This window comes from Lactobacillus johnsonii (assembly GCF_014058685.1).
GTDB lineage: Bacteria > Bacillota > Bacilli > Lactobacillales > Lactobacillaceae > Lactobacillus.
The window spans coordinates 339675-355796 of record NZ_CP059055.1 but is presented as its reverse complement, the minus strand read 5'-3'; the positions used below and the strand labels follow the sequence as shown (position 1 = coordinate 355796).

The window sequence follows — 16122 nt, the reverse complement described above, 5'->3', positions numbered from 1 at the left end:
TGACCTCCTATTTACTAATTTTCTTTATTATCATTGAAGATCTTAATGTCATTAGAATCTTCAGTTAAAGTAACGATTGCTTTTCTACGGCGAGCAGTCTTACCAGTGTAACGACCAACTCTCTTTTCTTTACCGCGAACGTTCATAATGTTAACATTTTTAACTTTTACATCAAAAATTTCTTCGATTGCATTACGAACTTGAGTCTTGGTAGCTGATACAAGCACATCAAAAGTATACTTTTTATCATCCATTAAGTTCATGGATTTTTCGGTAACTACAGGCCGTAAGATGATATCACGTGCATCCATTATGCCAAAACCTCCTCAATTCTCTTAATAGCGTCTTGAGTTAATACAAGTTTTTGGTAGTCAACCGCATCAACAACATTTAAGCCATTAACAGGTACAACTTTCACTTTTGGAAGGTTCTTACCTGATAATTGAACATTCTTATCATCAGACACAACTAAAACCTTACCAGAAACATTAGCATTATCTAAGATAGCTTTTAATTCTTTAGTCTTAGGTGCTTCTAAAGTTAATTGATCAAGAATGATTAGATCATTGTCAGCAACTTTTTGGGAAAGAACTGACTTCATAGCTAAACGACGTGCTTTACGAGGCATATCCATCTTGTATGAACGAGGAGTTGGGCCAAATACAGTACCACCACCACGCCATTGTGGAGCTCTAATAGAACCTTGACGAGCACGACCAGTACCTTTTTGTCTCCAAGGCTTCTTACCACCGCCACGAACAGCTGATCTGTTCTTTACAGCAGAAGTACCTTGACGCTTACCAGCTCTTTGTCTAATGATAGCATCAAAAACAACACTTTCATTAGGTTCAATACCGAAGATTTCTTCATTTAAATCTACATTACCTGCAGACTTACCTTTTTGATCGATAATTTCTAAATTAGCCATTATAGTCCTCCTTCCTATTTAGCAGCTTTAGCAGCAGATTTTACAAAAATTAATGAGTTCTTTGCACCTGGAACATTACCCTTAATTAAAAGTACGTTCTTTTCAGGTACAACTTTTTCAATTACTAAGTTTTGTACGGTAACTTTCTTGCCACCCATGTGACCAGGTAACTTTTTACCCTTAGGTACACGGTTAATGATTGAACCCATTGAACCTGGGATTCTGTGGTATCTTGAACCGTGGGTTTCTGGACCTCTTGATTGGCCCCAACGCTTGATGTTACCTTGAGTACCATGACCTCTTGTAGTTCCAGTAACGTCAACTACGTCACCTTCACTAAATGAGTCCACCGTGATTTCTGAGCCGACTTCGTAGTCCTTAAGCTCGACATCGCGGATTTCCCGAATGAAGCGCTTAGGTGAAGTCTTTGCTTTTGCAGCATGACCTTTGGCAGGTTTGTTGCTCAATACTTCACGCATATCTTGGTAACCTACTTGAACTGCTTCGTAACCGTCTGATTCGTTAGTTTTAACTTGTAAAACAACGTTAGGGGTTGCTTCGATAACAGTTACAGGAACCAAAATACCGTTTTTAGTGAAGATTTGAGTCATACCGACCTTTCTTCCTAAGATTCCTTTGGTCATGATTACACCTCCATATATGTTTTAAATTATAATTTAATCTCGATATCAACGCCGCTTGGTAAATCAAGCTTCATTAATGAATCAACAGTCTTAGGTGTTGGATTCAAAATATCAATTAAACGCTTGTGTGTACGGATTTCAAATTGTTCACGTGAATCCTTGTTCTTGTGTGGTGAACGTAAAACAGTGAATAAAGTTCTTTCCGTAGGTAGTGGAACAGGACCAGAAATTTGTGCGCCTGTTCTTTCAGCAGTAGCTACAATCTTAGCAGCTGATTCATCGAGAATACCATGTTCGTATGACTTTAATCTAATACGAATTTGTTGACTTGCCATCTAATAACCTCCTTCGTCTTCTTTAAAAGATGACTAGCTCGGCAAAAATTACCGACTCACCTCTGTGGCAATGCAGCCTGGTGTGCCGCAACCTTTTGCGTCAAAGCATTGCTTTTGTGCACGGGGTATACCCCTCCAATATTTTCGCACGTTTACTATTGTACTGTGTCTTTCCTTAAATAGCAAGCTTTCTCAGCATTTTATTTTATTTTTTTGTACAAAAAAAGAGATATCCTTCGATATCTCTTTTCTTTAACTCTCTAATTAAAATTATTCAGCGTCTTCGCCACCACGTTTTTTGATGATGTCAGCTTGAATAGACTTAGGAGTTGGTGAGTAGTGGTCAAATACCATAGTAAATGTACCACGACCTTGAGTTGATGAACGCAAAGTAGTTGCGTAACCAAACATTTCTGAAAGTGGAACAAATGAGTTGATTACTTTAGCACCAGCTCTATCTTCCATACCTTCCATAGAACCACGGCGTGCAGTGATTGAACCCATTACATCACCTAGGTATTCTTCTGGAGTAGTTACTTGAACTTTCATGATAGGTTCAAGAATAACGGCACCAGCCTTAGAAGCAGCATTTCTCAAAGCAAGAGATGCAGCAACCTTGAAGGCAGCTTCTGATGAGTCGACTTCGTGGTAACTACCATCATATAACTTAGCCTTAACATCAATTAATGGGTAACCAGCAAGAACACCATTCTTCATAGCTTCTTGTAAACCTTGGTCAACTGAAGGAATAAATTCACGAGGAACTACACCACCAACGATAGCGTCTTCGAATTCGTAACCCTTTCCTTCTTCATTTGGAGTAAATTCGATCCAAACATCACCATATTGACCTTTACCACCGGATTGACGAACAAACTTACCTTGTGCTTTAGCTTCCTTAGTGAAGGTTTCACGGTAAGCAACTTGTGGTTCACCAATAGTTGCTTCAACGTTAAATTCACGTTTCATACGTTCAACCATGATGTCTAAGTGTAATTCACCCATACCAGAAATCAAAGTTTGACCAGTTTCTGGGTTAGTTTCAGCACGGAAAGTTGGGTCTTCTTCAGTAAGCTTTTGTAAAGCAACATCCATCTTATCACGGTCAGCTTTTGACTTAGGTTCAACAGATACTTGGATAACTGGATCTGGAACTTGTAAACTTTCCAAGATAAGTGGGTGAGCTGGATCAGTTAAGGAGTCACCAGTAGTAGTGTTCTTCAAACCAATAGCACCAGCGATATCACCTGAGAATACTTCTGAAATTTCAGTTCTTGAGTTAGCGTGCATTTGAAGCAAACGACCAACACGTTCACGAGAGTTCTTTGATGCATTTAATACGTAAGAACCTGATTGAAGTGAACCAGTGTAAACACGGATGAAAGTTAAACGACCAACAAATGGATCAGTTGCAATCTTAAATGCTAAAGCTGCAAATGGCTTCTTATCGTCAGCCATAAGTTCAACTTCGTCACCAGTCTTAGGATCATGAGCAACGTAAGGTTTTACGTCAAGTGGTGATGGTAAGTAATCAACAACACCATCAAGCATCATTTGAACACCCTTGTTCTTGAATGCTGAACCTGCGTAAACTGGGAAGAATTCTAAGTTTAAAGTAGCTTTACGGATAGCTGCCTTTAATTCGTCGTTAGAAATTTCTTCACCGCCTAAGTACTTGTCCATAATGCCATCATCAACATCAGCAACAGCTTCAATTAATTCGTTACGACGCTTTAAAGCTTCTTCCTTGTATTCATCAGGAACTGGAATAGTATCCCATTTTGAACCAAGTTTATCTTCATCATAAACATCAGCAACCATGTTGATTAAGTCAATAACACCTTCAAAAGTGTCTGCTGAACCAATAGGCATTTGAACAGCTTGTGCGTTTGCATTTAAACGTTCATGTAATGATTTAACAGACTTATCGAAGTCAGCACCGATCTTGTCCATCTTGTTAACAAAAACAATACGAGGAACACCGTAAGTTTCAGCTTGACGCCAAACATTTTCAGTTTGTGGTTCAACACCAGCTTGAGCATCAAGAACAGTTACGGCACCATCAAGAACACGAAGTGAACGTTCTACTTCGATAGTGAAGTCAACGTGTCCTGGGGTATCAATAATGTTAATTCTGTAATCCTTCCATTGAGCAGTAGTAGCTGCGGAAGTAATAGTGATACCACGTTCCTTTTCTTCTTCCATCCAGTCCATTTGTGAGTCACCTTCGTGAGTTTCACCAATTTTGTGGATCTTACCAGTATAGTACAAAATACGTTCAGTAGTAGTAGTTTTACCGGCATCAATGTGGGCCATGATACCAATGTTACGTGTCTTATCCAAAGGGAATTCACGTTTGTTAGCCATAAGATTAATCTCCTTTTACAAACTAACGATTAGAAGCGGTAGTGAGCAAATGCACGGTTTGCTTCTGCCATTCTGTGGACGTCTTCACGTTTCTTAACTGCTGAACCAGTGTTGTTAGCAGCATCCATAATTTCATTTGCAAGACGTTCATCCATAGTATGTTCATTACGTAAGCGTGCGTATGAAACAAGCCATCTTAAGCCAAGAGTAGTTCTTCTTTCTGGACGAACTTCAACTGGGATTTGGTAGTTAGAACCACCGATACGGCGAGCTTTAACTTCCAAAACTGGCATAACGTTGTTCATTGCTTCTTCAAAAACTTCAACTGGTTCCTTACCAGTCTTATCTTGAATAATACCAAAAGCATCGTAAAGAATTGAAGATGCCTTTGCTTTCTTACCATCAATCATTAAGTGGTTAATTAACTTAGTAACCAATTTAGAGTTGTAAACTGGATCTGCTAAAACATCTCTCTTAGCAATATTACCTTTTCTAGGCATTAGTAGTCCCTCCTATTAACTGTTTAACCCTTCTTAGCACCGTACTTAGAACGGCCTTGTTTTCTACCATCAACACCTGCAGTATCCAAAGCACCACGAATGATGTGGTAACGAACACCAGGAAGGTCCTTTACACGACCACCACGAATTAAAACAACGGAGTGTTCTTGTAAGTTGTGACCAATACCAGGGATGTAAGCAGTAACTTCAATTAAGTTTGAAAGACGAACACGAGCGTACTTACGTAAAGCTGAGTTAGGCTTCTTAGGTGTCATAGTACCTACACGAGTTGCAACTCCACGCATTTGAGGTGCTGGGTTGTAGTTCATCTTTTTCTTCATGCTGTTGTAAGCATAGTTTAAAGCTGGTGAATCAGATTTAGTCGTCTTTGAGTGACGGCCTTTTCTAACCAATTGGTTAATTGTTGGCATTAAAATTTCCTCCTAAAATTGTTCACACATCCGGGAGTTTCTTTTCTGACCTCACGGACATCATGTTTTTAATAGCACAATGGCTAGTGTAACACGATTTTTTAATTCAGTAAACAATTTAAAAAACTTTTTTTAATTTTGCGTATATAAATATTGGAGGTAAAAAATGCCAACATTATTCATTTATGGACTTAATTTTATATTCGGAACTATCATCGGTTCCCACTTGTTAGTAATCGTACAACGTTTTGGACAGGAAAATTTTATCTCAGAGAAATCTCACTGTGATAGTTGCAAAATTCCTCTTACCCTTCTTAATCAAATTCCTATATTTTCATTTATACGATATAAGGGACATTGCTTTTTCTGCAAGGCACCTATTCCTATAGAAGCATTATATTGTGAATTACTCGGTGGGATTGCATTTTTGCCTTTAAATCCCTATCTTGATCAATCTTCCTATTTATTCATTACCTTTATTTTTCTAATTAGTATCTTTGATTATTTTGACCACTCTTTTCCTATCTTTGTCCTTTTGCCGTTAATTTGGCTTATCTCTCTCAATCGTTCTTTTTCAAGCTACGACATAACTGAATGGATCCTAATAATTACTACAATTTTAATTTTTCTAATAATGAATTTAAAAAATAAATTCGGCTATGGTGATACAATCATTTTTATTATTCTGATTTTTTACTATGATTTTTATACTGCACAATATATTTTCCTTTTAGCTTCTATTCTTTTACTTATTAATCACATAGTTGGTGACAAACGAAACACCTATCCCTTTGTTCCTTTTATTTTTTTAAGTCTTATATTTTATAATTTTCTCTAATAACACAAAAAAGCCTACTCGTTTCTACACGAATAGGCTTTTTTAACACAAATGTTTAAGTTTTGAAAGGACGATTAGTCAGCTGAACCATTGTCTTTCTCTGCATCAGCTGCAGCTAATTTCTTTTCAATATCAGCTATAGAATAAACTGACTTTTTCTTTTCATCTTCAGGAACATCAACTTTAGGTTCCATTTCACGGTAAACTGGCATACCAGTACCTGCAGGAATAATCTTACCAATAATAACATTTTCCTTAAGACCAAGTAATGGATCGTTCTTACCACGAATAGAAGCATCAGTAAGAACACGAGTAGTTTCTTGGAAGGAAGCTGCAGATAAGAAACTGTTAGTTTCAAGAGCGGCCTTGGTAATACCAAGAATTACACTTTGCGCAGTAGCAGGAATACCACCGGAAATAATTACTTCACGGTTTCTTGCCTTAAATTCACCAATATCCATCAATTCACCTGGTAAGATATCGGTTTCACCTGGGTCAAGAATACGAACCTTTTGAAGCATTTGACGTGCCATAACTTCAACGTGTTTGTCGGCAATTTCTACACCCTGCATTCTATAAGCTTTTTGAATTTCACTTAGAATGTATTTTTCGGTAGTCAATGCATCACGTACACGAATCAATTCCTTAGGATCGATAGAACCAAGAGTCAACTTATCTCCACGTACAACATGATCGCCTTCAGCAACTGCTACTGAAGCAGTATATGGTACGTCATAAGTACGAGTATCAGTTTGTCCCTTAACGGTAATTTGACGAGTGTGTTCGGCTGGATCTTCTTCAATTGAAGTTACTTCACCAGTTACTTCAGAAATTGTAGCACGACCCTTAGGATTACGAGCTTCAAACAACTCTTGAACACGAGGTAAACCTTGAGTAATATCTGCAGCACCGGCAACACCACCGTTGTGGAAGTTACGCATAGTTAACTGAGTACCAGGTTCACCAATTGATTGAGCGGCAACAGTACCAACTGCTTCACCAACTTCAACGTCGTCACCAGTAGCAAGGTTCATACCGTAACATTTCTTACATACACCATGTTGAGTGTTGCAAGTAAATACGGAACGAATTGTTACTTCAGTAACTCCGGCATCAACGATCTTATGAGCCATATCTTCGTCCATTAAGACATCAGCTGGACAAATTACTTCATGAGTTTCTGGATCGTAAACACTCTTAGAAGTGTAGCGACCAACTAAACGGTCAAATAATGGTTCAATCATTTCATCGCCTTCAGTAATTGCGTGAACAGTTAAACCACGATCAGTACCACAATCTTCTTCACGAATAATGACATCTTGAGCTACGTCTACCAAACGACGAGTTAAGTAACCAGAGTTGGCAGTCTTCAAGGCAGTATCCGTCATACCCTTACGAGCACCGTGAGTGGACATGAACATTTCCAAAACAGACAAACCTTCACGGAAGTTTGAAGTAACAGGAATTTCCATCATTCCTCCGTTAGGAGCGGCCATCAAACCACGCATACCAGCAAGCTGAGTAAAGTTAGAAATGTTACCACGAGCACCAGAATCGGCCATGATTGTAATTGGGTTTCTTGGTGCATGAATTTGAGCAATTTCATTTTGAACAATGTCTTTACAGTTATTCCAAATACTAATTACTCGATCATGTCTTTCTTCATCAGTGATTAAACCACGACGGTATTGCTTAGAAACAACATCAACTTTCTTACGAGCTTCTGCTACAATATCATCTTTATCACTAATTGTAGGGATATCTTCAACACCGATAGTTAAACCAGAAGTAGTACATACAGTGTAGCCTAGTTCCTTCAAATCATCCAAGAAATCAGAAGTTCTTTGAACTTTGTAATCCTTGTAAATTTGAGCAATAGAATCTGATAAGAATCCCTTCTTAAAGGCTTGACCAAGTTTCATATTGTCAAGCTTTTCATGGATATCTTCACCTGGTTGTAAGAAGTATCTTTCATCTACTGGGTGAGTAAGATTCTCTTGAGTAGGATCGTTAATGTAGTAGAAATCCTTAGGGAAAATTTGGTTGAATACTAACTTACCGTAAGTAGTTACAAAAATTCCATGTTCGTAGCCCTTTGGCCATGGCTTTTCTGGCATTGAGTCAGCTGCTAAACCAATACGAGTATGATAGTGAATATCACCATTTGCATATGCAATAGCTGCTTCAGCTGGTGAATCAAAGATCATTCCTTCACCTTCACGACCACGCTCTGCTTGAGTTAACCAGTAGTTACCCAAAACAATATCCTGAGAAGGTGTAACGATTGGCTTACCATCCTTAGGAGCCAAGATATGGTGAGCAGCAAGCATCAGCAAACGTGATTCTGCTACAGCTTCATCAGATAATGGAACGTGAATGGCCATCTGGTCACCATCAAAATCGGCATTGTAAGCTTCACAAGCAAGTGGGTGAAGACGAATTGATTTACCAGGTACCAGAACTGGTTCAAAGGCTTGAATACCTAAACGGTGAAGAGTAGGTGCACGGTTTAAAAGAACTGGTCTTTCTTTAATTACATCTTCTAAGATATCCCAGATATCATCATCTTCACGATCAATCTTACGCTTAGCATTCTTAATGTTAGATGCTAAACCACGTTTTACTAATTCGTGCATTACAAATGGCTTAAATAATTCTAGAGCCATTGGACGTGGTACACCACATTGGTAAAACTTCAATTCAGGTGAAACATCGATAACTGAACGACCTGAGTAGTCAACACGTTTACCAAGTAAGTTTTGACGGAAACGTCCTTGCTTACCTTTCAACATGTGAGAAAGAGATTTAAGAGGACGATTACCTGGTCCGACAACTGGACGTCCACGTCTACCATTGTCAATTAATGCGTCAACTGCTTCTTGAAGCATACGCTTTTCGTTTTGAACGATAATTCTTGGTGCATTTAAGTCTAACAATCTCTTTAAACGATTGTTACGGTTGATTACACGTCTGTATAAATCATTCAAGTCAGAAGTTGCGAAACGTCCACCATCAAGTTGAACCATTGGTCTCAAGTCTGGTGGAATAACAGGAATACAATCCATAACCATCCATGAAGGCTTGTTACCTGAATTTTTAAAGGCATCCAAGATGTCTAATCTTCTGATAGCCCGAGTTCTCTTTTGACCAGTAGCAGTCTTTAATTCTTCTTTTAGTTCATGAACTTCTTTATCAATATCTACTTGTTCTAGAAGTTCTTTTACAGCTTCAGCACCCATTTTAGCTTCAAAACGGTCACCGAATTTTGCTTTCTTTTCACGATATTCAGCTTCTGTTAAAAGTTGTTTATCTTCAAGATCAGTATCACCTGCATCAATAACAATGTAAGCAGCAAAATAAATTACTTCTTCCAATGCACGAGGTGAAATATCTAAGACTAATCCCATACGAGATGGGATACCTTTGAAATACCAGATATGTGAAACCGGTGCAGCTAGTTCAATGTGACCCATACGTTCTCTTCTAACTTTAGCAGAAGTAACTTCAACACCACATCTATCACAAACAATGCCACGGTAACGAATACCCTTGTACTTACCACAAGCACAAGACCAGTCCTTAGTTGGTCCGAAGATTCTTTCATCGAACAAACCGTCTTTTTCTGGTTTCAAAGTACGATAGTTGATAGTTTCTGGTTTTTTAACTTCACCATAAGACCAACTTCTGATCTTGTTTGGAGAAGCCAAACCGATTTGCATACTTTCAAACTTATTTACGTCGATCAAAAGTTTAACCTCCTATATTACTTAGAAACCTTATCATCAGATGAAGTTGAAGAATCACTTTCATCTACAGGTTCATCTGGCTTATCATCCTTTTTTGCAGCTTCTTCAGCTAACTTCTTCTTTTCTTGTTGTTCAGCAAGTTTAGATAAAGTATCGATGTTGAAATGATCGTTAGAGTCATCATCCATATCACGTAACTCAATTTCTTTATGATCCATATCCAACACCTTGATATCTAAACCAAGAGATTGTAGTTCTTTAACAAGAACGCGGAATGATTCTGGAACACCAGGTTTTGGAATTCTTTCGCCCTTAACAATAGCTTCATAAGCCTTAACACGACCTACAACGTCATCTGACTTGTAAGTTAAGATTTCTTGTAGTGTGTAAGCAGCACCATAAGCTTCAAGAGCCCAAACTTCCATTTCACCGAAACGCTGACCACCAAATTGTGCTTTACCACCAAGTGGTTGTTGAGTAACAAGTGAGTAAGGCCCAATTGAACGTGCGTGGATCTTATCATCAACCATGTGAGTCAACTTCAAGTAGTACATAATACCTACTGAAACACGGTTGTGGAATGGTTCACCAGTACGTCCATCGTAAAGAACAGTTTTACCATCTTTTCCAATACCAGCTTCACGAACCATATTCCACATATCATCTTCAGAAGCACCATCAAATACTGGAGTAGCAACGTGAATACCAAGCTGTTTAGCAGCAATACCCAAGTGTAATTCAAGAACCTGTCCAATGTTCATACGTGAAGGCACACCCATTGGGTTCAAACAAATATCTACTGGACGACCATCTGGTAAGTATGGCATATCTTCTTCAGGACAAACTAAGGCAATAGTACCCTTGTTTCCGTGACGACCAGACATCTTGTCACCGACTTGAATCTTACGTTTTTGAACGATGTAAACACGAACCATCTTATTTACACCAGGTGGCAATTCGTCGCCTGCTTCACGAGTGAATACTTGAACGTTTTGAACAATACCGCCACCACCGTGAGGTACACGCAAGGAAGTATCACGAACTTCACGAACTTTTTCACCAAAAATAGCGTGAAGCAAACGTTCTTCAGCTGATAATTCAGTCACACCCTTAGGGGTTACTTTACCAACTAAGATATCACCATCTTGAACTTCAGCACCTATGCGAACAATACCTTCTTCATCAAGGTCTTTAAGTGCATCTTCACCAACATTTGGAATTTCACGTGTGATTTCTTCAGGTCCTAACTTAGTATCACGAGCTTCTGATTCATAATCTTCAATATGGATAGAAGTGTAGACATCATCTTTAACCATACGTTCAGAAATCATAACGGCATCTTCATAGTTGTACATGTTCCAAGTCAAGAATGCAATGATTGGGTTTTGACCTAGAGCTAATTCGCCGTTTTCCATTGCTGGACCATCAGCAATAACTTCATCTGCAACTACTCGTTCACCTTGCTTAACAGCTGGAGTTTGGTTGTAGTTCTTAGTTGCGTTTGAACGACGGAATTTTTCAAGAACATACTTATCTAAAGTATCATCGTCTCTTCTAATTCTAATTTCGTTTGCATCAACATATTCAACCACACCAGGAGCTTTAGCAACTAATGCATCCCCAGAGTCATGTGCTGCACGGTATTCCATACCAGTACCAACAATTGGTGCATGTGGATTAATCAATGGAACAGCTTGACGTTGGTGGTTAGCTCCCATCAAAGCACGGTTAGAGTCGTCGTTTTCAAGGAAAGGAATACATGCAGAAGTTACTGAAACTACTTGCTTAGGAATAACGTCCATGTAGTCAATCTTATCAGGGGTAACTTCTAGGTTATCTTCCTTATGACGGGCTAAAACAATCTTATCTTTGAAAGAACCATCTTCATTTAAGCGAGCGTTAGCACCAGCAATAATGTAATTATCTTCTACATCAGCAGTTAAGTAGTCGATCTTATCAGTAACCTTGTGAGTATCCCAAGAAACACGACGATATGGTGTTTCAATGAAACCATACTTGTTAACAATAGCGTAAGTTGCTAAAGAGTTAATCAAACCAATGTTAGGTCCTTCAGGAGTTTCAATAGGACATAGACGACCATAGTGAGTATAGTGCACGTCACGAACTTCATATCCAGCACGGTCACGAGACAAACCACCAGGTCCTAAGGCTGACATACGACGCTTGTGAGTTAACTCACCAAGTGGGTTGTTTTGATCCATAAATTGTGATAATTGTGATGAACCAAAGAATTCCTTAACTGAAGCAACAACAGGACGAATATTGATTAATTGTTGTGGTGTAACAGTAGAAATGTCTTGGATTGACATTCTTTCACGTACAACACGTTCCATTCTTGCTAAACCAATTCTAAATTGGTTTTGAAGTAATTCACCTACACGACGAATACGACGGTTACCTAAGTGGTCAATATCATCAGTAGTACCAATATTATCTTGAAGGTCGAAGAAGTAGTTAATTGATGCCAATACATCAGCAGGAGTTAAATGTTTAACATCATCTGCAATGTGGCCGTTAGACATTAACTTAACTACACGTTCAGGATCAACTTTAGAATATACCTTAATTTCTTGAACTGTTACTGGATCAGGTAACACACCTTCCTTTGAAGGTTCATAAGTTACCATCTTAAAGTCATCACGATCTAAGTAAGGTGATAATTTATCAAGAAGTTCGTGGGTAACAACGTCACCCTTTTTAGCAATGATTTCACCAGTATCAGGATCAGCTAAAGTTTCAGCCAAAGTTTGTCTTAGTAAACGATTCTTTAAAGAAAGTTTCTTATTGATCTTATAACGACCAACTGGAGCTAAATCATATCTTCTTGGATCAAAGAATCTAGCATATAAAAGTGAACGAGATGAATCAGTTGTCTTAGGTTCACCTGGACGTAATCTTTCGTAAATATCCTTTAATGCTTCTGCAACGCGAGAATCAGCAGGATTCTTGTGGATATCTTTTTCTAAAGTGAAACGAATTGAATCACTTTCACCAAACATATCCGCAATTTCACTATCAGAACCAAATCCTAAAGCACGAATTAAAACAGTTAAAGGAAGCTTACGAGTACGATCGATACGAACATAAGCTAAATCTTTAGCATCAGTTTCATATTCAAGCCATGCACCACGGTTAGGAATAACTGTAGCACCGAAAATTTGGCGACCATTTTTATCAAAATCTGAATGGTAGTAAACACCAGGAGATCTAACAAGCTGAGAAACAATAACTCTCTCAGCACCATTAATAACGAAAGTTCCTGAATCAGTCATTAATGGGAATTCTCCAAAGAAGACGTCTTGAGTCTTAATTTCTCCGGTCTCATGGTTGGTTAACTTCAAAGTTACATGAAGAGGAGCAGAGTAATTAGCATCGTGATCACGTGCTTCTTCAAGAGTGTATTTTGGCTTCAAGAGCTTGTAATCAACAAACTCTAAAGAAAGTTTTCCTGAAAAGTCTGAAATCGGCATAATGTCGTCAAACATTTCACGAATACCTTCATTAAGAAACCACTTGTAAGATTGCGTTTGTACATCAGTCAAGTTAGGTAACTTCAATACTTCTTTAATTCGAGAGAAGCTACGTCTTGTCCGGTGACTACCGTAGTTCACAGCGTGTCCTAACAAAGAAAACATCCTTTCTTATATAAGAATCTAAATATTACATTTGTGTTACAAATTGCAAAAAGTCAAAATTTGGGTACAAAAAAACAAAAACAACGTAAATGTCGTTTTTGTTTTATCATCTCGCTGGACAATAGATCAGCGAAATCCTGAATTTCAGCCTTTTAAACGTTTAGTATTTTACACTTATATTACTAATTTGTCAAAAAACTAATTTTTCACTAAAGTGTTATCTTTATCAAGAATTGTAAATTTTAATTTACCTTGATGAGCTCCAACTTTTACAATTTGGTCAGCCTTAATTTTTTCACTAATTAAATCTTCAGCAATTACATCTTCAAGTTCATGTTGAATTGCACGACGTAATGGACGAGCGCCCATCTCTGGATCAAATCCATCTTTAGCCAATACATCTAAAGCCGCTGGTGAAATCTTTAAGGTTACGTCTTTTTTAGCTAAGCGATCTACCAAATGACCAGTCATTAAGCTAACAATTTCACGCAATTGTTTCTTAGTTAAGCTATCAAAGACCACGGTCTCATCAATTCTGTTTAAAAATTCTGGTCTGAAGAATTGTTTAACAGCCGCCGTAACTTTTTCTTGTTGAAGTTTATTTTTATCAGCATTATCCGCTGCAAACCCAACTGTCTTATCTTCTTGCAAACTACGTGACCCAAGGTTAGAAGTCATGATAATAATGGTATTTCTAAAATCGACTTTTCTACCTTTAGAATCAGTTAAAAATCCTTCATCCAAAACTTGAAGCAATAAATTAAACACGTCCGGATGAGCTTTTTCTACTTCATCCAATAAAATTACTGAATATGGATTACGTCTTACACGTTCTGAGAGCTGACCACCCTCTTCATATCCTACATATCCTGGTGCCGAACCAATTAATTTGCTTGTTGCAATCTGATCCATGTATTCAGACATGTCTACACGAATAATATTTCGTTCTGAGCCAAAAACTGCTGCAGCAAGAGCCTTAGCTAATTCTGTCTTACCAACACCAGTAGGTCCTAGGAATAAGAACGAACCGATTGGACGATTTTCATCCTTGATTCCACTTCTACTTCGTCTAATTGCTCGACTTACGGCACTGATAGCTTCGTCCTGTCCAATTACACGTTCATGCAAAATACTTTCTAAATGAGCTAAACGTTTAGTTTCACTCTTCTTCATTCTAGTAACGGGCACACCAGTCCATTCAGATACAATTTGAGCGATCTTATCAGAATCAACAATCGACTTTTTAGAGTTTTTATTCTCTACTTTTTCGATTAATTTATCCCGATCCTGTGTAAGCTTATTTTCCTCATCCCGTAACTTAGCTGCTTGAACAAAATTTTGATTTTCTGCAGCTTGTTCTTTCTGATGAATAACATCATTAATTTGTGTATCCAATTTAGTTAGACGAGGATCACTTTTACCGATTGCTTGAATTTTTACAGCTGCGCTTGCTTCATCAATCAAATCAATTGCTTTATCAGGTAAGAATCGGTTAGCAATATACCGTGTTGAAAATTCAACTGCATCATTAATTGCCTCATCTTCAATTTTTACATTGTGAAATTTTTCATATTTAGGGCGCAAGCCTTTTAAAATATCCACAGTTTCTTCTTTTGAAGGTTCACCAATTTTTACTTGTTGAAAACGTCTTGCTAAAGCTTGATCTTTTTCAATATATTTTTGGTACTCATCAAAAGTAGTAGCGCCAATCATTTGAATATCGCCACGTGCTAATGAAGGCTTTAAGATATTTGAAGCATCAATTGCACCTTCCGCGCCACCTGCACCAATCAAAGTATGCATTTCATCAACAAATAAGATAACTGAACCATCCTGTTGAATTTCTTTTAGAATCTTCTTCATTCTATCTTCAAATTCACCACGATATTTAGTTCCAGCAATTAAACTTCCTATGTCCAAGGCCATAACTCGTTTTTTAGCTAGAGTATCTGGAACTTCATGATTTACAATTGCGGCTGCTATTCCTTGGGCAACTGCAGTCTTACCAACACCAGGTTCTCCTACCAAAACGGGATTGTTTTTGGTTCTTCGAGATAAGATTTGAATTACTCTTTTTATTTCTTTATCTCTCCCAATTACCGGGTCAATTGCACCTTCACGGGCTCTTTTATTTAGATTCACACTAACTTTATCTAAATTTGGAGTCAATGACTTACCTTTTTTCATACCAGTGGCTGAAGAAATACCAAGAACATTATTTTCTTCCCCAGAACCATCCATGAAACTATCATTTACATCCTGACTTAAATCTCGTGGATCTACACCAATATTTTTCAAAATTAAACTTGCTAAAATTTGATCACTAGCTAACAAACCTAGCAAAATATGTTTTGTCTCAATTTGAGCAGTCCCTAATTCGTCAGCCCTTTGTTTAGCAAAATTCAAAACTAAACTTAAACGTGGGGACATTTCCATATATGTGGCCTTTGGACTTGAACCATAGCCAGTATATCTTTCAATTTCTTCTCGCACTAAGGTTGGTGTTACATTTCTTTCACGCAAAAGTTTTCCAGCATCCCCATTAGCTTCAATTACTAAAGCAAGCAGAACATGCTCTGTTCCAATAATTCGATGGTGAAAGTTTTGTGCTTGCTCTTTAGCAATTTCAAGAACATTTTTTGCACTATCACTATATGATTTTTCCATTTTGCACCGC

11 protein-coding genes are annotated in these 16122 nt (G+C 37.9%); 1 reads left to right on the top strand and 10 read right to left on the bottom strand.

Translation table 11 applies throughout. The annotated features are described in order from the left end of the window. Positions 1–14: 14 nt before the first annotated feature. The 7 genes from rplW to rpsL form a co-directional block, all read right to left on the bottom strand. Positions 15–311: a 50S ribosomal protein L23 gene (rplW, locus tag H0I41_RS01610; protein WP_004895873.1), complete on the bottom strand. Its 297-nt coding sequence runs from the start codon at positions 309–311 to the stop codon at positions 15–17. Beyond that, the gene (gene rplD / locus H0I41_RS01605) at positions 311–928 is read right to left on the bottom strand and encodes a 50S ribosomal protein L4 (protein ID WP_004895875.1); all 618 of its coding nucleotides are present in this window, start codon (positions 926–928) and stop codon (positions 311–313) included. Before rplD ends, rplW begins: the two co-directional genes overlap by 1 nt. 14 nt (positions 929–942) lie before the next feature. Next, positions 943–1572, bottom strand: a complete 630-nt coding sequence (gene rplC / locus H0I41_RS01600; protein WP_003649467.1) for a 50S ribosomal protein L3 — start codon at positions 1570–1572, stop codon at positions 943–945. 26 nt (positions 1573–1598) lie between these two features. Then, entirely contained in the window at positions 1599–1907 is a 309-nt protein-coding gene (gene rpsJ, locus H0I41_RS01595) for a 30S ribosomal protein S10 (RefSeq protein ID WP_003647835.1), read from the bottom strand. A 270-nt stretch (positions 1908–2177) separates the two neighbouring features. Beyond that, on the bottom strand, positions 2178–4274 hold the full coding sequence (gene fusA / locus H0I41_RS01590) for an elongation factor G (protein WP_011161520.1): 2097 nt from the start codon (positions 4272–4274) through the stop codon (positions 2178–2180). A 29-nt stretch (positions 4275–4303) separates the two neighbouring features. Continuing rightward, entirely contained in the window at positions 4304–4774 is a 471-nt protein-coding gene (gene rpsG / locus H0I41_RS01585) for a 30S ribosomal protein S7 (RefSeq protein WP_004895884.1), read from the bottom strand. Between the two features lie 23 nt (positions 4775–4797). Continuing rightward, entirely contained in the window at positions 4798–5205 is a 408-nt protein-coding gene (rpsL, locus tag H0I41_RS01580; RefSeq protein WP_003647838.1) for a 30S ribosomal protein S12, read from the bottom strand. Positions 5206–5371: 166 nt separating this feature from the next. Here rpsL and H0I41_RS01575 point away from each other — a divergent pair, with 166 nt between their 5' ends. Continuing rightward, a complete protein-coding gene (locus H0I41_RS01575) occupies positions 5372–6043 on the top strand; it encodes a prepilin peptidase (protein ID WP_011161519.1) in 672 nt (223 codons plus the stop codon). Between the two features lie 74 nt (positions 6044–6117). Here the strand turns inward: H0I41_RS01575 and rpoC are convergent, their stop codons facing one another. The 3 genes from rpoC to H0I41_RS01560 form a co-directional block, all read right to left on the bottom strand. Beyond that, positions 6118–9789 carry a DNA-directed RNA polymerase subunit beta' gene (gene rpoC, locus H0I41_RS01570; protein WP_023599205.1) on the bottom strand — a complete coding sequence of 1224 codons (3672 nt, stop codon included), beginning with the start codon at positions 9787–9789 and terminating at the stop codon, positions 6118–6120. A gap of 17 nt (positions 9790–9806) precedes the next feature. Further along, positions 9807–13445 (bottom strand): DNA-directed RNA polymerase subunit beta, encoded by a 3639-nt coding sequence (gene rpoB, locus H0I41_RS01565; protein ID WP_135014280.1) that lies wholly within the window; start codon positions 13443–13445, stop codon positions 9807–9809. A gap of 198 nt (positions 13446–13643) precedes the next feature. After that, entirely contained in the window at positions 13644–16112 is a 2469-nt protein-coding gene (locus tag H0I41_RS01560; protein WP_182094570.1) for an ATP-dependent Clp protease ATP-binding subunit, read from the bottom strand. Positions 16113–16122: the final 10 nt, after the last annotated feature.